Genomic DNA, 22,139 nt, shown 5'->3' with positions numbered 1-22,139 from the left:
CGGACGTGGCGCGACGCGGCGCCGAGGGGTTCTGGCGATACGTGATCGACAGTCCCTTCGGCGCCGCGCCGTCAGAGGCGGGGGCCCAGCGGCCCGGTACCCCTACTCGCCGTCGTGCGCTTCTACTTGCCGTAGTACGCGTTGTAGATCGACAGCGTCGACTTGTTGCCCTTCTTGTCCGTGATCTTGGCGTGGAACGAGATTCCCTTGTCCTTCGCCGGGTTCTTTACGTGGATCTTGCCGTTGGTGACCTTGACCTTCTCCCAGGTCTGCCCGTAGTCGTACGAGACGTACGTGGTCAGGGACTTGAGGTTGGCGCCGGCCGCCGCACCGAGGACCTTGACCGGCACGTACTGCTTCTTGTCGGCCTCCGCCCTGCTGCTCAGGTCGACCGCCGGGCTGAACCGCGCCGTGGAGACGGGGAGCTTCGCGCTCTCCACCTTCTTGGAGCGGAACGTGAAGCTCGCGTCGATGCGCGTGGAGGCCGCGGCCACCTTGACGCTGCGCTTCACCGACGTCGAGAGCTTGTACTCGGCGTCGGCCGACGGCACCTTGAACGACTTCTCGCCGGTCAGCGGGTCGGTGTTCTCGCCGATCTGGGTGCCGTTGCGGGACAGCGTCGTCTTCACCGACGTGTAGAGCGAGGACCCCGCGTGGGTCTTGCCGTCGGCGAAGAGCGGGAGGTAGCCCGTGATCTTGTTGTCCTCGCGGAAGACGCCGAAGTCACCGCCGATGCGCGGGCCGAACACGGCCGTGTTGAAGATCTTCTCGTAGCTGCCGCCCGCCTTGAAGGTCTGCGGGGCGCCCAGGCTGTAGACGGCCTCGACCGTCGGCCAGCCCTCCGCGTCGTCCGGGCCGTTCTGCTCGAACTCCAGGCCCCACTTCACCTTGTCGCCGGTGGAGACGTACACCGTGCGGTTGGTGCGCAGCTTCGTCGGGACGGAGACGAACCAGGAGCCGCTGGTGTCGGGCAGCTCGCCGAGCGCGCGCAGCGAGCCCGTCTTGCCGCTCGTGGAGGCGCCGAGCCCGGCCTTGACCGTGGCGAATTCACTCGCCTTGTAGTGCTTGGTGTAACCGGTGGCGAGCTGCTTCACCGCACCGCCGGCGACGGTGTTGTACTCGGTGTTGTCGCCCTTGGTCCAGACGGCCGCCCACTGCTGGCTGAGCTTGACGCCGGTCGGGGCGGCACCGACGGCGCCGGTCCGGAAGTTCTTGTACTCGTCGAGCAGCCAGCCGTAGCTGCTGGAGAGGTCCTCGGTCTCGACCATGTAGTCGGGCGCGGCCAGCACACCCTTGACGTCGGTCGCGGGCACGGTGACCTCGACCGGCTTGGCGGTCCGCGCGTCGACCGTCACCGTGGTGTTCTTGGTGATGTCGAGCTTCGGCTGGGCGAGCCAGTCGACGCCCTTGCCGAGGTCCGCCATGTCGACCGCGACGTTCGAGTCGAGGATGTAGCTGCCCTTGGGCACCCGCACCTTGACGGTGCCGGACGCGTCGTACGGCGACAGGTCCGTGCCGACGGCCTTGCCGATGATGCCCTGGAGGGACGCGGAGTACTGCTTCGTCGGCTGCCCGTCACGCCCGAGGTGCTTCAGCGTGAGGTTGTACGACTCCACCTCGCGGTCGACCGCGGCGGCGGTGCGGACGGACTGGCCGCCGCCGTTCGCCACGACGTACGCGGAGTAGGCGCCGTCCACGGTGCCGCCGAGCTTGGAGTCGGCGGTCAGGTCCACGGAGGCGGTGCCGCCGGCGGGGACGGTGACCTTCTCGGCGCCGAGGGTGAAGAACCCGGCCGGGGCCGGGCGGCCCTTGGGGTCGGTGGCGGTCACCGTGAGGTCCAGGGTGACGTCGTCCTTGCCGAGGTTCTTGTACGTCACCTTCTTGGTGACCGGCTTGTCGTCGGTGTGCGGCCACTGCTGCGTGCCGAAGCTCACCGACACCGGGTCGGCGATCACCGTCTGCTTGATCGCCTTGTCCACGGCGATACGGCCCGAACCCTGCTGGAACGGCGTGTACTTGCCGCCCTTGGTGGAGCCGGTGAGCGCGCCCTTGAGCTCGGGCTGCTTCCAGTCCGGGTGCTGCTGCTTGAGCAGGGCGGCGGCGCCCGCGACGTGCGGGGCGGCCATCGACGTGCCGGAGATCGTCAGATAGCCCTCGGGGTTCTGGCCGACCTCCCTCTCGATGACGGAGCCGGGCGCGGCGGCGGCCGTGATGTCCACGCCGGGCGCGGTCACGTCGGGCTTGATCGCCCCGTCACCGACCCGCGGGCCCTGACTGGAGAAGTCCGCCAGCTTGTCGTTGTCGTCGACCGCGCCGACGGTCAGCGCGGCGTCCGCGCTGCCCGGCGAACCGACCGAGCCGACCGTGCCGTCGTTGCCCGCCGAGATCGCGAAGAGGATGCCCTTCTCCGCGGAGAGCTTGTCGACCTGCGCTTCGAGCGGGTCGACGCCCGGGGCGTCGGGGCCGCCGAGGCTGAGGTTGACGACGTCGGCGCCCTCGGCCACCGCCCAGTCCATGGCGGCGATGATGCCGGAGTCCTCGCCGTAGCCGTCGTCGCCGAGGACCTTGCCGTTGAGGAGCTTCGCGCCGGGGGCGACGCCCTTGAACTTCCCGCCGGACTTGGCGCCCGTGCCGGCCGCGGTGGACGCGACGTGCGTGCCGTGGCCGTAGCGGTCCTTGGCGTCGGCCGACTCCGTGAAGTTCTTCTCGGCGACCACCTGGTCCTTGAGGTCCGGGTGCGTGGCGTCGATGCCCGTGTCCAGGACGGCGATCTTGACGCCCTTGCCGTCGTACCCGGCGGCCCACGCCTTGTCGGCGCCGATCTGCTTGACGCTCTTGTCGAGGGTCGCCTTGCGGACGCCGTCGAGCCAGACGTGCTTGATGCCGGACGCCGCGGTACGGGCGCCCTCCTTGCCGCTGGTGAGCGCGGCCCACAGGTCGGCCGCGTCCTGCTTCGGCGTGCTGAGCGCGTCCGCGTTCAGCGCCTTCAGGCTGCGGCGGACGGTGGTGTCACCGGCGTCGCGGACCTCGGCCTTGGCGGCGGTGGCGGCTCCCTGGTAGCCGACGATGACCTTGAGGGCCTTCTTCTGCGCCGCGCGGTTGCGCTTCTTGTTCAGCTCGGTGACGTCGAACAGCCGCCGGTCGACCGTGCCGTCGGCTATCAGGCGCTGCGCGTCGGCGGGTATCACCAGCGTGTGCCCACCGCTGCGCCGCACCTGTACGGGTATGTGCTCGCGCCCCTTGGCGCGTTCGAGTCCGACGACGCGGCCCTTGGCGTCGACGACGGCCCGGTCACCGGTGATCAGCGTGACCCGGTCCTTGCCCGCGGCCTTGCCGAGGGCGCCCTCCGCCCCGGCCGACTGTCCCGCGGATGCCGGTGTCGCGGCCGCGGGGCTGGTCATGCCCGCCGCGAGAGCCACGGCGACCGCCGCGGCGATACTGGCTCCGCACGCTCTTTTCACTTGTCTGTGCAAGTCTCCCCCTGGAGGTTAAGGGGCTGCGGCCCCTGGAGGACGAAGTATGCCGAGGGGCGAACACCTGCTCAATAGTGAGGCTGGAGTGCGGAGTTGAGGCTGTCCGAAATTGGTGCGCCTTAACGGCAATTGGCCGGATCGAGCCAATTGAGTGCCGATGGCGCGCGCTCGGGTGATGTGCTCATGTCCGCGGTTGCCGCGCACCCCCGCAGTGGAACGACAAACGCCATGAGCCCGACGATCTCGACGCGACCTTTGCGCCCGCGCGGCGCGATCCGGCTGGTCTGCCTCTCCGCAGCCCTGTCCCTGACCACGGCCGCGTCGGCCGACCCGCACCCGTCGGGCCGGCGTCCCGCCGCGAACGGGACGGGCCTGCCGAGAAGCGGGACGGACGTACTGAGGGAACGCACCGTCGGCCTCGACCTCGCCGACCACCGGTGGCTGTGCGCCTCCGGCGGCTTCGGCCGCCCCGCCGAGCACGATCTCGGCCTCTTCCCCGGCATGCGGATCACCGTCGTCCAGGAAGGCCGCGAAGTCGACGGGGACACCGTCACGTGGACCGGCCACGTCAAGGGGGAACCGGGCCGGCGGGCGGTGATCGCGGCGAGCCAGGTGTGCGGGCACGCCGACGGGACACCGCCGCGGACGCGCCCCGGCGCCCGGCCCGCCCAGAGCACCGGTCCCGCCGTCGACGCCCTGGTCGACCTCGGGACACGGGCGTACCACGTCACCACCCTGCCGGGAGCGCCGGGAGAGCGTTCACGGCTGCGGATCACGGAGGAGGACCCGCGGGCGCGCCGCGGTCCCACGCCCGACGACACCGCGGGCGACGAGGCATCCGCCGACGAACTGCGCGACTCTCTCAAGGACCGCGCACCGGCCGACCCCGCGGCCCCAGCCGTCATCGACGTCCTTGCCGGGCACACACCGGCCGCGGTGCGGCGCGTGGGCGGCGAGCAGGCGATGGCGGCCCGCCTCGGGATGGCCGAGTCCTACATGAACCAGGCTCTCGCCGACAGTGGCGTGGCGGCCAGGATCGACCTCGTCGGCAGGTACGACACGGGGTACCACGGCGACCAAACGGCCGACCTCATGTTCGACAAGCTCTCCGACCCCGCGGACACCGATCTGGGCGCGGTCGCGCACCGCCTCCGCGAGCGGCTGGGCGTCGACCTGGTCACCGTCGTCAACGACGTGCCCGTGGGCTCGTCGGGCCGGGCCGCCCTGCCCACCCGGGGCCACCTGGACAGCGCTCTCGCCTTCTCCGCCGTCGACGTCCAGTCCCTGGTCAAGTGGTACAACCTCGGGCACGAACTCGGCCACAACCTCGGCCTGTTCCACGACCGCACCACCCTCGCCGAACACAACGCCCCCGGCACCTACCGCCGGCTCCTCAACTCCCCGAGCGGCACCGGATGGATCACCCCGCGCCGCGACCACCACTCCCTGATGGCCTACGCGGAGAGCTGCGGCGCCCCGTGCGGCCCCGTCAACCAGTACTCGAACACGCAGAACACCGTCGACGGCCAGCCCCTGGGCGACGAGCACAACGACAACGCCTCCCTGGCCCGCAGGACCGCCCCGATCGTCGCGGCGTACCGCACGTCGAAAGTCGCGCGCACCCGGCACCCGCTCACGCTCGAAGCGACTCCGAACGGCACGGTCCGCCCCGCCGTCCACGGCCCCTACGCCCCCGGGACCACCGTCGGCCTCACCGCGGCACCCGCCGCCGGGTACCGCGTCGCCGCCTGGGTCGTCGACGGCCGGCGCCACGACCTCACCGAGGAGAAGGTGACGCTGACGATGGACCGGCCGTACACCGTGAGCGCGGTCTTCGTCCCGGCCTGAGCGGAGGCGGACATGAGAGCGGCCCGCACCCGGTACGGGGTGCGGGCCGCTCGGGGCTCGAAGAGGGGTCAGACGGCGGAGCCGGCCTTCCACTGCGCCCAGTCCATGTTCCAGCCGTTGAGGCCGTTGTCCGGGGCGATGGTCTTGTCGCCGGTGTTGCGGACGTCGACGACGTCACCGGTGATGGAGTTCTCGTAGAACCAGGAGCCCGGGGTGCTCTTGTCGTTGGCGCCCTTGGCGTCCCGCAGGCCGATGCAGCCGTGGCTGGTGTTCGCGCCGCCGAAGATGGAGGGCGAGCCCCAGTAGTTGCCGTGGATGAAGGTGCCGGAGCTCGACAGACGCATGGCGTGCGGCACGTCCTTGATGTCGTACTCGCCCTTGCCGTCGCCGTCCTTGAAGCCGACGGTCGCGCCGTCCATGCGGGTCTCCTTGAACTTCTCGGAGATCACCATCTTGCCGTTGTACGTCTTGTTCTCGGGCGAGCCGGCGGAGATCGGGATGGACTTCACGACCTTGCCGTCCCGCGTGACCTTCATCGTCTTGGTCTTGGCGTCGACGATGGAGACCTGGTTGCGCCCGATCTTGAACTGGACGGTCTTCTGCTGCACTCCATAGACACCGTCGGCACCCTCGACGCCGTCGAGGTTCAGCTTCAGGGTGACGGTGGAGTTGCCCTTCCAGTAGTTCTCGGGGCGGAAGTCCAGGCGGTTCGCACCGAACCAGTGGCCGACGATCTCCTGGCCGCTGTCGGACGACACCTTGACCGCGGACTGGACTTCCTTCTTGTTGGTGATCGCCTTGTCGAAGTTGATCGACACGGGCATGCCGACACCGACCGTGGAACCGTCCTCGGGCGTGAAGTTCCCGATGAAGCTGTTGGCCTTCGAGACGGTCGTGAACGCCGAGTTCTCGTGCGCCTTGCGGCCCTCGGAGTCCTTGGCCGTCGCCGAGATCCTGTACTTCGTGGCGCGCTCGAGCTGGCCGCTGGGCTTCCAGCTCTTCTTGTCCGCCGATATCTGGCCCTGGACGGCGGCGCCGCCGTCGGCGGGCTTCATCGTCACGTTCGTCAGCGTGCCCTCGGTGACCGTGACCTTGGCCGCGCTGTTGATGCTTGCGTTGTCGGAGCCGTTCTTCGGCGCGATCTCGATCCGGGCGGCAGAGGTCTTCTTGGCCGCCGCCTCGTCGACCTGGTTCTGCGACTCCTTGCCGCCCGAGGCCTTGTCGCCGTCGTCGCTGCTGCACGCCGAGAGCACGAGCACGCCGCCCATCAGGGCGGACACGGCCGCGACGCTCCTGCGTCCGCGCCCGAGCCTGCGAGGCCTACTGTCCGTCATCACACGCATCTCCATAGTTGCCGAATCCCCGAAGTCCCCCCCGAGATTTCCCGAAGTCCCGGGAGTCCCCGTAACCCCGCATAACGTCCTGCCCGGTTCGTCCCGTTCCACATCCGCGGGGAATGTGGGGAACACCACGTCCGCGGTACTGGACCGGCGGGACCGGATCCCTCCCGTCGATCACCGCGCAGGCTGAGACGACGGAACCCCGGACGGCGGTTGCTGCCCGGGGTTCCCGATTCCGGATCCTTCAATCCGGATCCGATCCACAGCTCATGCCCTACAGCTCGTCGTCCTCTTCGTCATCATCCTCGTCCGGGTCCCAGTCGGGCGAATCGGGGTCGTAGTCGATCAGCTCGCTGCTCCAGGAGGCCCGGGTGAGCTCGGTCCCCGGCACCTGGCTGACCATGTCGAAGGGGTCCACGAGGTACGCGAGCGCCTCGGCGACGTCCTCCTGGACGGCGGTCTCGGCGTGCGCCCGCTCCTCGGTCGGCATGTGCGCGTCCTCGGCGATGCGGCCCAGGGCGGTGGCGGTCAGCTTCTCGGCGTCACCGACCTCGACCACCATTTCCACCCGCAGCCGTACAAACCGTGATGTCTCGTCTCCACTCATACGACGGAGCGTACGGCCCCCGCGCCTCGCGACTTTCCCGCGACCCGCACCTTTCATTAGCATCGCCCCACACGGCCAATTCGCCAGCGCCACAAGGGGGATCCGATTCCGTGTCCGCACGCCGATCGTTGCTGACCACCGCCGCCGCGGGAGCCCTCCTCGGCGCCCTGTGCTTCGTCCCCTCCGCCAACGCGACCTCCCCCGCGACACCCGACACCCCCCGGGACGACCGCCCCGCCACGTCGTCCGCGACGTCCCCCCACCACGAGACCCACGGGGCCACCACCACGGCCTCGGCCCCCCTGACCGGCTCGGACGGCCTGGACAAGACTCCGTACCTGGTGGGCGGCACGGCGTTCCTGAGCCTGGGCGCCGGCTTCGTGGTCTTCTCGGTACGCAGGGAAAGGTCCCCGCGCGCGGCGTGAGCAACTCATACGCGTATTCCGATGATGTCGAGGTCGCGGCAGCCGGGGCACGTGCCGGGGCGGACGTGGTGCGTGCCCTGTACGGCCGACGGCTCGACCGGTTCGACAAGGGGGCCGGGGACTTCGCCACCGCCGCCGACGTGGCGGCGGAGAAGGCGATCATCGACGTCATTCGTGCCGCTCGGCCCGAGGACTCGCTGCTCGGCGAGGAAGGCGGGCAGCACGGCACCGCGGACGCCGCCCGCCAGTGGCTGGTGGACCCCCTGTGCGGGACGTTGAACTACGCCGTCGGCAACATGCTCGTGGCCGTCAACGTCGCGCTGCGCGACGGGGCTGCGGCGGTCGCCGACCCGTTCAGCGGCGAGGTCTTCTGCACCGACGGGACCAAGGCCTGGGTCCGGCACGAGGAGGTCGACACTCCCCTGTCCCCCACGTCGGCCACCCGCCTGGTGGACGTCAACCTGGATCCGCCGTTCCCGAGCGCCCCCGGCTTCCGGGCCGTGGACCTGCTGGCCCACCCGGACTTCGTCGCCGGGTTCCGGCCGCGGGTGGTGTCCACGACGCTGGCCCTGGCCTGGGTCGCGGCCGGCCGGCGCGCCGCCTACGTCACCGACGGCGGCGACCTCTCGCAGAGCGTGCACTTCGCCGCGGGTATCGCCCTGTGCCGGGCGGCGGGATGCGTGGTCACCGGGATCGACGGCGCCCCGATCGGCCACGGGGGCCGCGGACTTGTGGCAGCGGCGGACGCCGAGACCCACGAGCGGCTGCTGTCCCATACCCTCGCCCCGTGACGCGCGCACCCTGGGACATCCTGCTGATCGGCGGCGCCTCCGGTGTCGGCAAGAGCCGGGTGGCGTCCCGGCTGGCCGCGGTGCACACCGCCTTCGTCGTCGAGTTCGACGACGTCGTCGAGGCCGTACAGGCGGTCACCACCGCCGAGCAGCACCCGGACCTCCACCTCTTCGACCGGGCCGGCGACGCCGCGGACCTGCCCGCCGACCGCGTGCTCGACCTGCAGATCGCCACCGCACGCGCCCTGGAGCCCGCCGTCCTCGGCGTCGTGCGCAACCGCCTCACGGTCGACGTGCCCGCCGTGGTCGAAGGGGACTACCTCACCCCGGCCGCCGCCGCGCGGGCCGTCCGCGAGGGGAGCGCCGCGGGCCGGCGCGTGCGGGCCGTGTTCGTGCACGAGGGCGACCCGGAGCGGATCGCCCTCAACTACGCCGCGCGGGAGCCGGAGCACGGGGTCCAGCAGGAGCGCGCCGAGGTCAGCGCGGCGTACGCAGACTGGCTGCGCCGCGAGGCCGCCCCGCACTCCCTCCCCGTGCTCGACGCCCGCCCCTGGGGCACCCTCGTGTCCCGGATCGGGGCGGCGCTCGCGGAACCGCTTACGCCAGCGGCCCCGTGACCGGCTCCACCGCCGCCACGAGCGCACCCGCGCGCACGAACGCCTCCGCCGCCGCGAGGTCCGGCGCGAGGAAGCGGTCCGGGCCCGGGCCCTCCACGCCCGCCTTGCGGACGGCCTCGATGACCGCCTGCGTCGCCGGCGCGGGAGTGAGGCCCTCGCGGAGCTCGACGGCGCGCGTGGCGGCGTACAGCTCGATCGCGACGATGCGGGTGAGGTTGTCGACGGCCGTGCGGAGCTTGCGGGCGGCCGACCAGCCCATCGACACGTGGTCCTCCTGCATCGCGGAGGACGGGATGGAGTCGGCCGAGGCCGGGACGGCGAGCCGCTTCATCTCGCTGACCAGCGCCGCCTGCGTGTACTGGGCGATCATCAGGCCGGAGTCGACGCCCGCGTCGTCCGCGAGGAACGGCGGCAGGCCGTGCGAGCGGTTCTTGTCGAGGAGGCGGTCCGTGCGGCGCTCGGCGATGGAGCCGAGGTCGGCCGCGGCGATCGCGAGGAAGTCCAAGACGTACGCGACCGGGGCGCCGTGGAAGTTGCCGTTGGACTCCACGCGGCCGTCGGGCAGCACGACGGGGTTGTCGACGGCGGCGGCCAGCTCGCGCTCGGCGACCGTGCGGGCGTGCGCCATCGTGTCCCGGCCCGCGCCCGCGACCTGCGGGGCGCAGCGCACCGAGTAGGCGTCCTGCACGCGCGGCGCGTCGTCCTGGTGGTGGCCGGTGAGGCCCGAACCGGCGAGCACCGCCAGCATGTTGGCGGCGGAGGCGGCCTGGCCCGGGTGCGGGCGGATGGCGTGCAGCTCGGGGGCGAGAACCTTGTCCGTGCCGAGGAGGGCTTCGAGGGTGAGGGCCGCCGTGACGTCCGCCGACTTGTAGAGGGTCTCCAGGTCGGCGAGGGCCATGATCAGCATGCCGAGCATGCCGTCGGTGCCGTTGAGGAGGGCCAGGCCCTCCTTCTCGCGGAGCTCGACGGGCGCGATCCCGTGTGCGGCGAGGAGCTCGCCCGCGGGCCGCACCACCCCGTCGGGCCCCTCCGCGTCGCCCTCGCCCATCAGCGTCAGCGCGCAGTGGCTGAGCGGCGCGAGGTCGCCGGAGCAGCCCAGCGAGCCGTACTCGTGGACGACGGGCGTGATGCCCGCGTTCAGGACGTCGGCCATCGTCTGCGCGACCTCCGGGCGCACGCCCGTGTGGCCCGAGCAGACCGTCTTGAGGCGCAGGAACATCAGCGCGCGGACGACCTCGCGCTCCACGCGCGGGCCCATGCCGGCCGCGTGCGAGCGGACGATGTTGCGCTGGAGCTGAGCGCGGAGGTCGGGGCCGATGTGCCGGCTGGCCAGGGCGCCGAACCCGGTCGAGACGCCGTACACCGGCTCGGGCTTGGCGGCGAGCGCGTCGACGATCTCGCGGGAGGTGGCGAGTGCCGCCAGCGCCTCGGCGGTGAGTTCGATCCGTGCGTTTCCGCGCGCGACGGCGATGACGTCCGCCGCGGTCGTCCCGGACGTCCCAAGGGCCACGGTGCCCACGCTGTGCATATCCATATTCAGCAGCGTACGGACTGAATCGCCGAGTGTCACGGGTGGATTCCGCAGGAGCCACTTACCGCGAGGTCAGCCGCGCCCGAGCGCCCCGCGGAACGTACTGCCGTGCCGGCTCCGCAGCGGCCGATCATGCTCATGCTGCCAGTCGGAGGTGCGTCGCCCGCTAACCGGAGGTGCGCCGCCCCCGGAACCGCCGTCGCTCCCCGGCCCAGGGCACCCCGGGGGGCGAGTCGGCGAGGCGGACCACCGGGTCGTCCGCGCCCTCCCTCCCGGCCACCACCGGCTTCACCGCGCGGGCCGCCTTCGCGCGGTACTGCGCCGCGTCGGCGAGGCGGAAGAGGCGGCGGGCCGAGCGCACGGGGCCGATCGGGTCGCCGGTCGACGCGACACCGCAGGCGACGCCGTCGCCCAGCTCCAACTCGGCCGCCCGTACGCAGAGTTCGTCGGCGGCCCGCACCACCTCGTCCGCCGCGGGGCCGACCGAGAGCAGGCAGAACTCGTCGCCGCCGAGACGCGCCGCGAGCGCCCCCGGCAGCATCGCGCCGCAGAGCGAGAGGACCGAGCCGAAGCGCTCCAGGAGGCGGTCGCCGACCGCGTGGCCCTGGGTGTCGTTGACTCGCTTGAGGCCGTTCAGGTCGCAGACGACCAGGCTCACCACGGCCCCGTCGGCGAGGTGCCGCTCCACCGCCCGGTCGAGCCTGAGGTCGACCGCGCGGCGGTTGGCGAGGCCCGTCAGCGCGTCCGTGTAGGCGAGGCGGCGCGCCTCCTCCAGGCGCTCCGTCTGCGCGATCCCCGCGGCCACCACCGCGGCGAGGACCGTCGCGAAGTCGGCGTCGGCCCGGCCGAAGACGGGGACGCCCGGCGGCCGCGCCACGTACAGCTCGCCCCACGCGCGCCCGTGCAGCACGACCGGCGCGACCACGCAGCAGCCGCGGCCCCTGCGGCGCAGCGCGGCCACGCGCTGGTGGCAGTAGCCGGGCGCGCGGGCGTCCGCCGGGCCCTCGGCCGTCTCGACCCAGGCGTGCGGTTCGCCGCCGCCCGCCCAGTGCTCGTGCAGGAACTCGGTGATCTCCGGGAACCGGTTCACGGGATACGCCTCGTTCTCCGGGAACTCCTCCTCGCCCTGGACGCGCTCCCCGGCGTTCACCAGGACCCGCAGCCTGCCCATGTCCCGCTCCCAGACGGACAGCGCCGCGAAGCTCCCGTTCAGCGCGCGACAGGCGCCGGCGGCGGCCGCTCGCCAGGACTCGCGCGGAGTGTGCGCGGCGGCCATTCCCTGCGCCAGCTCCACCACGGCCCGCAGCCGGACATCCTCTCCCATTTCCCCAGGTTAGGAGGTTTGCCCCGGTTTGGAACCTCGAGACATCACGGAACGTGAGGCCGGGCCCGTGCCCGCCGCGGGGCGCGCCCCTACTCCCCGGGCCACTCCGGCTTCCGCTTCTCGTTGAACGCCGCGACGCCCTCCGCCCGGTCGCCCGAAAAGGCCACCGTGCGCCACGCCGCGTCCTCGACCTCCAGGCCCGCCCGCAGGTCGAGGCCGTGGCCGAGGCGCAGGGCGCGCTTGGCCGCGCGCAGGCCGACGGGCGAGTTCGCGGCGATGCGGGCGCCGAGCGCCAGCGCCTCCGTACGCGCCTCGCCCTCCGCCACCAGCAGGTCGACCAGGCCCAACTCCCGCGCCTCGGCGGCCTCCACGCGGCGCGCCGAGAAGATCAGCTCGGCGGCGCGGGCGGCGCCGACGCGGCGCGGCAGGAGCTGGGTGCCGCCGCCGCCCGGAATGACGCCGACGGACACCTCGGGGAGCCCGACGACCGCGGTCGGGTCGGCGACGATCATGTCGCAGGAGAGCGCGAGCTCGAACCCGCCCCCGAGCGCGAAGCCGTGCACGGCCGCGACGGTGGGCATGGGCAGTTCCAGTACGCCGGTGTAGGAGGCCCGCGTCGTGGGGCGCTGGCGGCGCAACTCGGCGTCGCTGAAGGAGTTCCGCTCCTTCAGGTCGGCGCCCACGCAGAAGGCCCGCTCGTGCGTGGACGTCAGGACGACGACGCGGGCGTCCTTGTCGTCGGAGAGCGCGGTGCAGGCGGCCGCGATGGAGCGGGCCATCTCGGAGGAGACGGCGTTCATCGCCTCGGGGCGGTCGAGGACGAGCTCGACGACGTGGCCGTGCCGCCTGACCGCCACGTACTCCCCGTACCGCTGCTCGTCACCCATGACGCCTCCTCCACCTGCCGGTTAACGATCGTTACCCGGGGATCATGTCAGCCGGGGCCGTCCCGGAAAAGGTGTGGCAGCGGCATCGAGGGGCGGCTAGGAGCCGCGGCGGGCCAGCAGCCACGGTTCGACGATGCCGAGGCCGCGCACGGGGCGCTGCCACATCGGCTGGAGCGCGAAACGGTAGGCGGGCGGCTCCTCGCCCTCCTTCTCGGCCACCGCCGCCGCCTCCGCGGCCTCCGCCTCGGAGGCCGGCGCATCGCCCGTCCGCGTCAGTTCCTCCGCGAAGGCCCCGTCCACGAGGACCGCGTCGCGAGGCGCTATCGAGGTCAGCCTGCTCGCGAGGTTCACGGTGGTGCCGAAGACGTCGCCCATGCGGGTCGTCACGGTCCCGAAGGCGATGCCGACGCGCAGCTCGGGCATGGTCTCGTCGTTCGCCATGGTCTCGATGAGGCGCAGCGCGATCTCCGCGGCGACGCCCGCGTCGTCGGCGGCGTACAGCACCTCGTCGCCGAGGGTCTTGATGAGCCGTCCGCCGTGCGCGGCGACGAGGTCCGCCGCCGTCGTCTCGAAGGCCTCGACGAGCTCGCCGAGCTCCTCCTCCTCCATGCGCCGCGTCAGCCGGGTGAAGCCGACGAGGTCGGCGAAGCCGACGGCGAGCCGCCGGTCGACCATCTCGTCGTCGTCCGCGGCCTGCACCACGCGTCCGGTGGCGGCGGCGAGCTGGCGCCGCCACACGTAGACGAGGAACTCCTCGAGCTCGGGCAGGAGCAGCTCGATGAGCGGATACGTGACCTCCGTGCGGGTCATGCCCGGCTCGGGCGGCTCCGTCAGGCCCTCCAGGAAGGAGTCGATCTGCCACTCGGCGAGCCGGGCCGTGGTCTGCCCGGTCGACCGCGCCACCTGCACGGCCATGGCCTCGCTGAGCAGGCCCGCCTCGACGAGGCCGGCGAGGCGGCGCAGGGCGAGCACGTCTGCCTCGGTCAGCGCCTTGGCCTGGCCGATGTCGGGAAAGCCCATGGCCCGCCAGAAGCGGGACGCCAGCTCCATCGAGACGCCCGCGCTGCGGGCCGCCTGGAAGGGGGTGTAGCGGCGGTCGGCGCCGAGGATCAGCTGTTCGAGGCGGAGGGCGAGCGGGTCCCTCTCCGGGCCGTCCTCGCCCTTCTCGTCCACCTCGGGCATCTCGGGCGGTCCCGAGACGCCTCTCGCACCGTCCGCGTCCGGCTCCGCGCCGGGGTGTGCACCCTCGCCGGAGCCCGTGTCGTCGACGGTCACGCCTGCTGCCCTTCCGATCTGCCGCGGTCAGGTATCGACCGGCGTCAACTTTACGGCAGGTGTGCCGCAGCTCACTCCCGACTCCCCCGAGGGGGTGCTTGAGCCGTGGGGGCCGTCGTCCCGCGCTTCCGCCTGCGGGTGCGTGGTGGGCGGGCGCGCAGTTCCCCGCGGCCCTGCGGGGCAGGACGTGCCACGCCGGCTCGTCACCCGGCTGCGGGTGCGTCGGGGCTGGGCGCGCAGTTCCCCGCGCCCCTGTGGGGCCCCGGCTGCCCGGCACCCCCGCCGCTCCGCGGGGCAGGAACTGCCACCTCAGCCCGGCACCCGGCTGCGGGTGCGTCGGGGCTGGGCGCGCAGTTCCCCGCGCCCCTGTGGGGCCCGCCCCTGCGGGGCAGGGCCTGCCACGTCAGCCCGGCAGCCGGCGGCGGGGGCGTCGGGGCTGGGGCACCCGGGGTCAGGGGGCCGGGCGGAGGTGGATGATGTCGGCGGCGCCTACTGGGTGTTGGATGCCCTCCTCTGTGGCCAGGACCAGGCGGCCGTCGCCGTCTACTGCTACTGCCTCGCCGACGATGGAGCGGTCGCCGGGGAGTTCCGCGCGGACTCGGCGGCCCAGGGTCGCGCAGCCCGCGGCGTAGGTCTCCTGGAGGGCGCAGGCGGCCGGGTCGCCGCCGGCCGCGCGCCAGTCGCCGTACCAGCGTTCCAGGGAGCGCAGCACGGCCCGCAGCAGCGGGTCGCGGTCCGTGGTGCGCGCGCCGGCCAGGGCGAGCGAGCCCGCCGTCGGGACCGGCAGCTCGTCCTCGCGCAGCGTGACGTTGAGGCCGACGCCGATGACGACGCCCCCGCCGTCGGGGGACCCGGCGCGCTCCGCGAGGATGCCGCCCGCCTTGCGCTCGTCCTCACCCACGGTGACCAGGAGGTCGTTGGGCCACTTGAGTGCGGTGTCGACGCCGGCCGACCGGGACAGCCCCGTCGCGACCGCCACGCCGGTGAGCAGCGGCAGCCAGCCCCAGCGCTCGACCGGCACCTCGGCGGGTTTGAGGAGTACGGAGAAGAAGAGGCCCGAGCGCGGCGGCGCCGACCAGCGGCGGTCGAGGCGGCCGCGCGCCGCGCTCTGCTCCTCGGCGACGAGCACCGCGCCCTCGGGGAGCTCGTCGGCCCGCGCCGCGAGGTCGGTGTTGGTGGAGCCGGTGGCGGGCACCACGTCGAGGGAGGACCACAGCCCGCCGTCCCGCAGCAGCGCCCGCCGCAACGAGGCGGCGTTCAGCGGCGGCCTGTCGAGGTCGGACCAGCGGTTGTCTTCAGTATCTGGCGGCGTCATGCAAGCCACCTTAGGTGTGGTAAACGCCGCACTGCCGAACGGTATGCGCGCCGATACGCTACGGGTCAGTAGCCAGCCGCACAGCCGTAGACAAGCACCTTTGAGCAGGCAGGGAGCCGCATCCCGATGTCCGAGCCGCAAGAGCCCAACGTGCCCGCGTCAGACCGCACCGCCGAAGACGGCGCCATCGACATCCATACGACCGCGGGAAAACTTGCCGACCTGCAGCGCCGCATCGAGGAGGCCAAGCACGCGGGCTCGGCCCGAGCGGTGGAGAAGCAGCACGCCAAGGGGAAGCTGACGGCGCGCGAACGCATCGAACTGCTGCTCGACGAGGGTTCCTTCGTCGAGTTCGACGAGTTCGCGCAGCACCGGTCCACCAACTTCGGCCTGGAGAAGAACCGGCCGTACGGCGACGGCGTGGTGACCGGTTACGGCACCGTCGACGGCCGCCCGGTCGCCGTGTTCTCGCAGGACTTCACCGTCTTCGGCGGCGCGCTCGGCGAGGTCTTCGGCCAGAAGATCGTCAAGGTCATGGACTTCGCGCTGAAGACCGGCTGCCCGGTCGTCGGCATCAACGACTCGGGCGGCGCCCGCATCCAGGAGGGCGTCATGGCCCTCGGGATGTACGGCGAGATCTTCCGCAGGAACACGCACGCCTCGGGTGTCATCCCGCAGATCAGCCTGGTCGTCGGGCCCTGCGCGGGCGGCGCGGTCTACTCCCCCGCCATCACCGACTTCACGGTCATGGTCGACCAGACCTCGCACATGTTCATCACGGGCCCCGACGTCATCAAGACCGTCACCGGTGAGGACGTCGGCTTCGAGGAGCTGGGCGGCGCCCGCACGCACAACGCGACGTCGGGCGTGGCGCACCACATGGCGGGCGACGAGAAGGACGCCATCGAGTACGTCAAGTCCCTCCTGTCGTACCTCCCTTCGAACAACCTCAGCGAGCCGCCCGCCTTCCCCGAGGAGGCGGACCTCGCGCCCACGGACGAAGACCTGGCGCTGGACACGCTGATCCCGGACAGCGCCAACCAGCCGTACGACATGCACGGCGTCATCGAACACGTCCTGGACGACGGCGAGTTCTTCGAGACGCAGCCGCTGTTCGCGCCGAACATCCTCACCGGTTTCGGCCGTGTCGAGGGCCACCCGGTGGGCATCGTCGCCAACCAGCCGACGCAGTTCGCCGGCTGCCTGAACATCGACGCGTCCGAGAAGGGCGCCCGCTTCGTCCGCACCTGCGACGCGTTCAACATCCCGGTCATCACCTTCGTGGACGTGCCGGGCTTCCTGCCGGGCGTCGAGCAGGAGCACACGGGCATCATCCGGCGCGGCGCGAAGCTCATCTACGCGTACGCGGAGGCCACCGTCCCGCTGATCACGGTCATCACGCGCAAGGCCTTCGGCGGCGCGTACGACGTGATGGGCTCCAAGCACCTGGGCGCCGACCTGAACCTCGCCTGGCCGACCGCGCAGATCGCCGTCATGGGCGCGCAGGGCGCGGTGAACGTCCTGCACCGCCGCACCATCGCCGCCGCCGGCGACGAGGCCGCCCAGGAGGCGACCCGCGCGCGCCTCATCCAGGAGTACGAGGACGCCCTGCTCAACCCCTATACGGCGGCCGAGCGCGGCTACGTGGACGCGGTGATCATGCCGTCCGAAACCCGATCCCACCTCGTGCGCGGTCTGCGTCAGCTGCGTACGAAGCGGGAATCCCTCCCTCCGAAGAAGCACGGCAACATCCCCCTCTAGACCCCTTCAACCGTCCAGCCCCTTCCGAACCCCCAAGGAGGGCTCATGATCAAGGTCGTACGGGGCAACCCGACGCCCGAGGAGCTCGCCGCCGCCCTGGCGGTGGTCCAGGTGCGCGCCGCGGCGGTCGCGGGCGAGCCGTCCGGCGCGCCCGCGCTGCCCGACTCCTGGGCCGACCCCGCGCGGGTGGCCAGGCACCGGCTGCCCGCACCGTCCCCGACGGCGTGGGGCCGCACGTACTGGCCCGGGTAGGTGTGTCGGGCCGGGGAACCTGAGTACGCGTACTCAGGCGTCCCGGCCCGCCCGGTCGCAGTATCGACTGCATGCTGTGGTCGGATCCGGAGGACAACCCTCCGAAGGACATGAGGGACCTCCAGGCGAAGATGCGCCGCGCCGGACTGGTCCTCGCCCTGGCCATGGTGGTGGCGATGTTCGTCCTCGGCATCCACTGACTGCGCGCGTCCGGACGCGCTCGCTACGCTGACCGCATGAGTGATCAGCCCCGCCGTCTCGTCCTCGCCTCCCAGTCCCCCGCCCGGCTCGGCCTGCTCCGGCAGGCGGGCCTCGCCCCCGAGGTGATCGTCAGCGGGGTCGACGAGGACAAGGTGTCCGCGCCGACCCCCGCCGAGCTCGCCCTCGCCCTGGCCGAGGCCAAGGCGTCCGTGGTCGCCGCGCGGCCCGACGCGAAGGGCGCGCTGGTCGTCGGCTGCGACTCGGTCCTCGAACTGGACGGCAGGGCGCTCGGCAAGCCGGCCGACGCCGAGGAGGCCACGGCCCGCTGGAAGGACATGCGCGGCCGCGCGGGCGTCCTGCAGACGGGCCACTGCGTCTACGACACCGTCTCCGGGCGGTACACCTCGGCGACGGCGTCGACGGTGGTCCGTTTCGGCGAGCCCTCCGACGACGAGATCGCCGCGTACGTCGCGAGCGGCGAACCGCTGCACGTGGCGGGCGCGTTCACGCTGGACGGCCGCTCGGCGCCGTTCGTCGAGGGCATCGAGGGCGACCACGGCAACGTCATCGGGCTCTCGCTGCCGCTGCTGCGCCGCCTCCTCGCGGAACTGGGCGTGGGCATCACGGAGTTGTGGCGGAAGTAGCCTCAGGCGGCCTGGGGGGCGGCAGGCTCGCCCTCCTGCTGCGCCTTCTTCTCGTACGCCACGAGCGTGAGGACGATCAGGCCGAGCACGGCCATCATGAAGGCGAACGCGGCCCAGCCCACCAGGCCGACGCAGAAGGCGCCGAGCAGCGCGTGTACGACGGCGCAGCTGATCAGGAGGATCCGCCCGAAGGCGCCGGGGGCGCGGTCGCGCACGGCGGCGCGGGCCAGGACGAACGCGCAGAGCGCGAGGTATCCGCCGATGAGGGCGCCGGCGATCCAGGTCGACACGGACATCGCCCGCGGGTCGAGGCCCGCGAGGGACATCTTCTGGTTGTCGACGACCTGGCCGAGGAACCAGTTGAGGAGCGCGAGGCCGACCGCCTCCGCGAGGAGAACGATCGCGCCCACCCAGGCCACCGGTCTGCGCGCCACGGCGCCCACCCTCTTCCGCTTGCTGTTACCGCCAGTACGTCCGAGCCATCGCGAACGCTACTAACCGGTAAACCCCGGGACAAGAGCTGTGCCGCGGGCAAAGAATCATTGGGCCATTCGTAGGGACTCCACAAAGAAAGCCCCGGGTCCGCAGCGCTGACTCACAGAGACCTTGGCCACACCGGAGGGCTACGCTGCCGTGGAGGGACCCTGCGTACCGCGGTACGACAAGGGATTTCACGAACCTAGCCGGTCTCGAGTCACACTCCGTGTGGGCAAGCTCACCATTGGGGACGGGTCGTAAGCCCGTGTCGGCAGTCCCTAAACTCGGCTTGTTTCAAGGAGGGAGCCATCGTGCGCAAGGTGCTCATCGCCAACCGTGGCGAAATCGCTGTCCGCGTTGCCCGGGCATGCCGGGATGCAGGGATCGCGAGCGTAGCCGTCTACGCAGACCCTGACCGGGACGCGCTGCATGTACGGGCAGCCGATGAGGCGTTCGCGCTGGGCGGTGACACTCCGGCCACCAGCTACCTGGACATCTCCAAGGTGCTGGCCGCGGCCAAGGACGCGGGGGCGGACGCCATCCACCCCGGCTACGGCTTCCTTTCGGAGAACGCCGACTTCGCGCAGGCCGTCATCGACGCGGGCCTGAACTGGATCGGCCCGCCGCCGCAGGCCATCCGTGACCTGGGCGACAAGGTCGCCGCGCGGCACATCGCGCAGCGCGCCGGTGCCCCGCTGGTCGCGGGCACGCCCGACCCGGTCTCCGGCGCCGACGAGGTCGTCGACTTCGCCAGGGAGAACGGCCTGCCGATCGCGATCAAGGCGGCGTTCGGCGGTGGCGGCCGCGGTCTGAAGGTGGCCCGCACGCTCGAAGAGGTGCCCGAGCTGTACGACTCCGCGGTGCGCGAGGCCGTGGCGGCCTTCGGCCGCGGCGAGTGCTTCGTCGAGCGCTACCTCGACAAGCCGCGGCACGTGGAGACCCAGTGCCTGGCGGACAAGCACGGCAACGTGGTCGTCGTCTCGACCCGTGACTGCTCGCTGCAGCGCCGCCACCAGAAGCTCGTGGAGGAGGCGCCCGCGCCGTTCCTGACCCCCGAGCAGAACGCCGAGCTGTACGCCGCCTCCAAGGCGATCCTCAAGGAGGCCGGCTACGTCGGCGCGGGCACCGTCGAGTTCCTCGTCGGCGTCGACGGCACGATCTCCTTCCTGGAGGTCAACACCCGTCTGCAGGTGGAGCACCCGGTGACCGAAGAGGTCTCCGGCATCGACCTGGTCCGCGAGATGTTCCGCATCGCCGACGGCGAGGAGCTCGGTTACGGCGACCCCGAACTGCGCGGTCACTCCTTCGAGTTCCGCATCAACGGCGAGGACCCGGGCCGCAACTTCCTGCCCGCGCCCGGCACCGTCACGACGTTCGCGCCGCCGTCGGGCCCCGGCGTCCGCCTGGACGCGGGCGTCGAGTCCGGCTCGGTCATCGGCCCGGCCTGGGACTCGCTCCTGGCCAAGCTGATCGTCACGGGTGCCACCCGCGAGCAGGCGCTGCAGCGTGCCGCCCGCGCGCTGGAGGAGTTCGACGTCGAGGGCATGGCCACCGCCATCCCCTTCCACCGCGCCGTCGTCAAGGACCCGGCGTTCGCGCCCGAACTGACCGGCTCGACCGACCCGTTCACGGTCCACACCCGCTGGATCGAGACCGAGTTCGTCAACGAGATCCCGCCGTTCAAGGCCCCCGCGGACACCGAGACGGACGAGGAGCCGGGCCGCGAGACGGTCGTCGTCGAGGTCGGCGGCAAGCGCCTGGAGGTCTCGCTGCCCTCCTCGCTGGGCATGACCATCGCGCGCACCGCGGCGGCGGGCGGCGCCCGCCCCAAGCGCCGCGCGGCCAAGAAGTCCGGCCCCGCCGCCTCCGGCGACACCCTCGCCTCGCCCATGCAGGGCACGATCGTGAAGGTCGCGGTCGAGGAGGGCCAGGAGGTCAAGGAGGGCGACCTGGTCGTCGTCCTCGAGGCCATGAAGATGGAACAGCCGCTGAACGCGCACCGCTCGGGCACGATCAAGGGCCTCACCGCGGAGGTGGGCGCGAGCCTGACCTCCGGCGCGGTGATCTGCGAGATCAAGGACTGAGCCGCGACAGCGGAGTGACGCGCCGTCGGGCCGGGCCGGATCTTCCGGCCCGGCCCGACGGCGTACTCGCCACCGCAACCGCCCCTGCCCGGCCCGCGTCTCTCCTTCCGTAGAGCCGAAGACCACGGGGGGACTTCAGTGACACGTACGGGGGACGTACTGTGCCTGCTGGCCGCGGCAGGCGTCATATCGGCAACCGGCTGGCTCGCGGCCACCGCCGACACCGGACAGCGCTACGAGGCGGGACTCGTCCTGGGGCTTGCCGCAGGACTCTCCGTGGCGCTCCTGCGCCGCTTCACCCGCCTGCCCCTGGGGCGGCGCCGCCCCTACACCTTCGCCTTACCGCTGCCCGCACCCGACTGGCGCGCCCCGCTGCCGGACCCGGGCGGCGACCCCGAGGCGCTGCGCCCGCACGCCGAGCGCCGCGCCGCGCTGCTCAGCGACGCGTCCGCACTCGGCGACAAGCTGGAGAACACCTGCTCGCTGCCGCCGCGACTCCGCGCCGAACTGGCCCTGTTCGCCGTCACGGCGGCCATCCAGGCGAGCAACTCGGTGATCCTCCCGCCCTGCGAGGAACCGCTGAGCCCGGACCCGGCGTACGACGCCGCGCACGCGCTCGGGGAGCTCGTGGCGGGCGTCGAGTTCAGCCGCGTCGGGATGCGCGCCCTGGAGGCCCTGGTGACGGAGGAGCCGCTGCGGCCCGACCCGCCCTGCTACTTCAACCCGCTGCACGAGCGCGGCCACGCGCGCGTGGCCGTCCCCGCCGGGGAGGTCGCCGCCTGCCACGGCTGCGCGAAGGAGCCCGTGCCGCTCCTGGTTCCGTCGGCGGCGGGCCCGGTTCCGTACTACGAAAGCGACGCCGTCGACCGGCGCTGGCGGCTGCTCGGCTACGGCGCGGTGACGCCGGACAACGGCGCCGCGATGATCGCCGCGGCCCGCGACGGCTTCCGTCCGAGCCCCGCGGAGCACCGTACGAAGGTGGGTTGATGATCATGGGAGAACTGGTCGCCGGGGTGCTGACCGGAGTCGCCGTCGGCACCTGCGTCACGTATCCGCTGGTGCTCTGGCTGGCACGGAACCTGCGCGGCGGCGCCCTGCCGCCGCACCGGCGCGAACGCAGGGCCAGGGCGGAGCTGGACGCCTTCTTCGCCCGCCAGGAGTCCTGACCTGGGCCGGTCGCGCACCGCGGGCAGTGGCATCCTTGAGGGACGCGTACGTTCACGAAGGGTGCGGGGATGACGACCGGCATGAGCCAGCAGGCGAGAACGCCGCGGCAGGCGGCACAGT

At 72.2% G+C, this 22,139-nt stretch carries 20 protein-coding genes; 11 read left to right on the top strand and 9 right to left on the bottom strand.

Features of this window, described 5'->3' with window-relative positions:
- Positions 1-122: 122 nt before the first annotated feature.
- The gene (locus ACH4D5_RS10410) at positions 123-3,401 is read right to left on the bottom strand and encodes a S8 family peptidase (protein WP_398300591.1); all 3,279 of its coding nucleotides are present in this window, start codon (positions 3,399-3,401) and stop codon (positions 123-125) included.
- A 300-nt stretch (positions 3,402-3,701) separates the two neighbouring features.
- Here ACH4D5_RS10410 and ACH4D5_RS10405 point away from each other — a divergent pair, with 300 nt between their 5' ends.
- Positions 3,702-5,321, top strand: coding sequence for a M12 family metallo-peptidase (locus ACH4D5_RS10405; RefSeq protein WP_398300590.1), 1,620 nt, complete (start codon positions 3,702-3,704; stop codon positions 5,319-5,321).
- 68 nt (positions 5,322-5,389) lie between these two features.
- On the opposite strand, the gene ACH4D5_RS10400 is transcribed toward ACH4D5_RS10405, so the two are convergent.
- Both ACH4D5_RS10400 and ACH4D5_RS10395 read right to left on the bottom strand, forming a co-directional pair.
- Positions 5,390-6,655 carry an Ig-like domain-containing protein gene (locus ACH4D5_RS10400; RefSeq protein ID WP_398300588.1) on the bottom strand — a complete coding sequence of 422 codons (1,266 nt, stop codon included), beginning with the start codon at positions 6,653-6,655 and terminating at the stop codon, positions 5,390-5,392.
- Positions 6,656-6,935: 280 nt separating this feature from the next.
- Positions 6,936-7,268: a hypothetical protein gene (locus tag ACH4D5_RS10395; protein ID WP_398300586.1), complete on the bottom strand. Its 333-nt coding sequence runs from the start codon at positions 7,266-7,268 to the stop codon at positions 6,936-6,938.
- A 110-nt stretch (positions 7,269-7,378) separates the two neighbouring features.
- Here ACH4D5_RS10395 and ACH4D5_RS10390 point away from each other — a divergent pair, with 110 nt between their 5' ends.
- Genes ACH4D5_RS10390 through ACH4D5_RS10380 form a run of 3 tightly spaced genes read left to right on the top strand, consistent with a single transcriptional unit; the run spans position 7,379 to position 9,101 of the window.
- The gene (locus ACH4D5_RS10390; RefSeq protein WP_398300584.1) at positions 7,379-7,693 is read left to right on the top strand and encodes a hypothetical protein; all 315 of its coding nucleotides are present in this window, start codon (positions 7,379-7,381) and stop codon (positions 7,691-7,693) included.
- Positions 7,690-8,484, top strand: coding sequence for an inositol monophosphatase family protein (locus ACH4D5_RS10385; protein WP_398300582.1), 795 nt, complete (start codon positions 7,690-7,692; stop codon positions 8,482-8,484). Before ACH4D5_RS10390 ends, ACH4D5_RS10385 begins: the two co-directional genes overlap by 4 nt.
- Positions 8,481-9,101 (top strand): AAA family ATPase, encoded by a 621-nt coding sequence (locus ACH4D5_RS10380; protein WP_398300580.1) that lies wholly within the window; start codon positions 8,481-8,483, stop codon positions 9,099-9,101. The genes ACH4D5_RS10385 and ACH4D5_RS10380 overlap by 4 nt, the downstream gene beginning before the upstream one ends.
- Here ACH4D5_RS10380 and hutH read toward each other — a convergent pair.
- From hutH to ACH4D5_RS10355, 5 genes are all read right to left on the bottom strand, one after another.
- Positions 9,082-10,620, bottom strand: a complete 1,539-nt coding sequence (hutH, locus tag ACH4D5_RS10375) for a histidine ammonia-lyase (protein WP_398301415.1) — start codon at positions 10,618-10,620, stop codon at positions 9,082-9,084. The genes ACH4D5_RS10380 and hutH overlap by 20 nt on opposite strands.
- Positions 10,621-10,798: 178 nt before the next feature.
- Positions 10,799-11,956: a diguanylate cyclase domain-containing protein gene (locus ACH4D5_RS10370; RefSeq protein WP_398300578.1), complete on the bottom strand. Its 1,158-nt coding sequence runs from the start codon at positions 11,954-11,956 to the stop codon at positions 10,799-10,801.
- A gap of 89 nt (positions 11,957-12,045) precedes the next feature.
- Positions 12,046-12,843, bottom strand: a complete 798-nt coding sequence (locus ACH4D5_RS10365) for an enoyl-CoA hydratase/isomerase family protein (protein ID WP_398300576.1) — start codon at positions 12,841-12,843, stop codon at positions 12,046-12,048.
- 96 nt (positions 12,844-12,939) lie between these two features.
- Positions 12,940-14,118: an adenylate/guanylate cyclase domain-containing protein gene (locus ACH4D5_RS10360; RefSeq protein ID WP_398300574.1), complete on the bottom strand. Its 1,179-nt coding sequence runs from the start codon at positions 14,116-14,118 to the stop codon at positions 12,940-12,942.
- Between the two features lie 451 nt (positions 14,119-14,569).
- Positions 14,570-15,433 carry a biotin--[acetyl-CoA-carboxylase] ligase gene (locus ACH4D5_RS10355; RefSeq protein WP_398300572.1) on the bottom strand — a complete coding sequence of 288 codons (864 nt, stop codon included), beginning with the start codon at positions 15,431-15,433 and terminating at the stop codon, positions 14,570-14,572.
- Between the two features lie 126 nt (positions 15,434-15,559).
- On the opposite strand from ACH4D5_RS10355, the gene ACH4D5_RS10350 reads away from it, so the two are divergent.
- From ACH4D5_RS10350 to ACH4D5_RS10335, 4 genes are all read left to right on the top strand, one after another.
- On the top strand, positions 15,560-17,194 hold the full coding sequence (locus ACH4D5_RS10350) for an acyl-CoA carboxylase subunit beta (RefSeq protein WP_398300570.1): 1,635 nt from the start codon (positions 15,560-15,562) through the stop codon (positions 17,192-17,194).
- A gap of 45 nt (positions 17,195-17,239) precedes the next feature.
- Positions 17,240-17,446, top strand: a complete 207-nt coding sequence (locus ACH4D5_RS10345) for an acyl-CoA carboxylase subunit epsilon (protein WP_398300569.1) — start codon at positions 17,240-17,242, stop codon at positions 17,444-17,446.
- Between the two features lie 71 nt (positions 17,447-17,517).
- The gene (gene mmpB, locus ACH4D5_RS10340) at positions 17,518-17,646 is read left to right on the top strand and encodes a morphogenic membrane protein MmpB (RefSeq protein ID WP_361170439.1); all 129 of its coding nucleotides are present in this window, start codon (positions 17,518-17,520) and stop codon (positions 17,644-17,646) included.
- Between the two features lie 36 nt (positions 17,647-17,682).
- Positions 17,683-18,291, top strand: coding sequence for a nucleoside triphosphate pyrophosphatase (locus tag ACH4D5_RS10335; RefSeq protein ID WP_398300568.1), 609 nt, complete (start codon positions 17,683-17,685; stop codon positions 18,289-18,291).
- A gap of 2 nt (positions 18,292-18,293) precedes the next feature.
- Here the strand turns inward: ACH4D5_RS10335 and ACH4D5_RS10330 are convergent, their stop codons facing one another.
- Positions 18,294-18,734 (bottom strand): hypothetical protein, encoded by a 441-nt coding sequence (locus ACH4D5_RS10330; protein ID WP_398300567.1) that lies wholly within the window; start codon positions 18,732-18,734, stop codon positions 18,294-18,296.
- Between the two features lie 345 nt (positions 18,735-19,079).
- On the opposite strand from ACH4D5_RS10330, the gene ACH4D5_RS10325 reads away from it, so the two are divergent.
- From ACH4D5_RS10325 to ACH4D5_RS10315, 3 genes are all read left to right on the top strand, one after another.
- Complete coding sequence (locus ACH4D5_RS10325; RefSeq protein ID WP_398300566.1) at positions 19,080-20,852, top strand: acetyl/propionyl/methylcrotonyl-CoA carboxylase subunit alpha; 1,773 nt, start codon at positions 19,080-19,082, stop codon at positions 20,850-20,852.
- A 138-nt stretch (positions 20,853-20,990) separates the two neighbouring features.
- The gene (locus ACH4D5_RS10320; protein WP_398300564.1) at positions 20,991-21,839 is read left to right on the top strand and encodes a hypothetical protein; all 849 of its coding nucleotides are present in this window, start codon (positions 20,991-20,993) and stop codon (positions 21,837-21,839) included.
- Positions 21,839-22,018 carry a hypothetical protein gene (locus ACH4D5_RS10315; protein WP_398300562.1) on the top strand — a complete coding sequence of 60 codons (180 nt, stop codon included), beginning with the start codon at positions 21,839-21,841 and terminating at the stop codon, positions 22,016-22,018. Before ACH4D5_RS10320 ends, ACH4D5_RS10315 begins: the two co-directional genes overlap by 1 nt.
- Positions 22,019-22,139: the final 121 nt, after the last annotated feature.

The organism is Streptomyces sp. NPDC018029, assembly GCF_044327655.1.
Lineage (GTDB): Bacteria > Actinomycetota > Actinomycetes > Streptomycetales > Streptomycetaceae > Streptomyces.
This window is presented reverse-complemented; position numbering and strand designations above follow the sequence as displayed.

Coding starts and splice junctions, on each gene's coding strand:
- ACH4D5_RS10370 (WP_398300578.1), bottom strand. CDS start 11,956: ATGGGAGAGGATGTCCGGCTGCGGGCCGTGGTGGAGCTGGCGCAGGGA.
- ACH4D5_RS10355 (WP_398300572.1), bottom strand. CDS start 15,433: ATGACGCCGCCAGATACTGAAGACAACCGCTGGTCCGACCTCGACAGG.
- ACH4D5_RS10350 (WP_398300570.1), top strand. CDS start 15,560: ATGTCCGAGCCGCAAGAGCCCAACGTGCCCGCGTCAGACCGCACCGCC.
- ACH4D5_RS10345 (WP_398300569.1), top strand. CDS start 17,240: ATGATCAAGGTCGTACGGGGCAACCCGACGCCCGAGGAGCTCGCCGCC.
- ACH4D5_RS10315 (WP_398300562.1), top strand. CDS start 21,839: ATGATCATGGGAGAACTGGTCGCCGGGGTGCTGACCGGAGTCGCCGTC.
- ACH4D5_RS10410 (WP_398300591.1), bottom strand. CDS start 3,401: ATGACCAGCCCCGCGGCCGCGACACCGGCATCCGCGGGACAGTCGGCC.
- ACH4D5_RS10365 (WP_398300576.1), bottom strand. CDS start 12,843: ATGGGTGACGAGCAGCGGTACGGGGAGTACGTGGCGGTCAGGCGGCAC.
- ACH4D5_RS10335 (WP_398300568.1), top strand. CDS start 17,683: ATGAGTGATCAGCCCCGCCGTCTCGTCCTCGCCTCCCAGTCCCCCGCC.
- ACH4D5_RS10400 (WP_398300588.1), bottom strand. CDS start 6,655: ATGACGGACAGTAGGCCTCGCAGGCTCGGGCGCGGACGCAGGAGCGTC.
- mmpB (WP_361170439.1), top strand. CDS start 17,518: ATGCTGTGGTCGGATCCGGAGGACAACCCTCCGAAGGACATGAGGGAC.
- ACH4D5_RS10395 (WP_398300586.1), bottom strand. CDS start 7,268: ATGAGTGGAGACGAGACATCACGGTTTGTACGGCTGCGGGTGGAAATG.
- ACH4D5_RS10405 (WP_398300590.1), top strand. CDS start 3,702: ATGAGCCCGACGATCTCGACGCGACCTTTGCGCCCGCGCGGCGCGATC.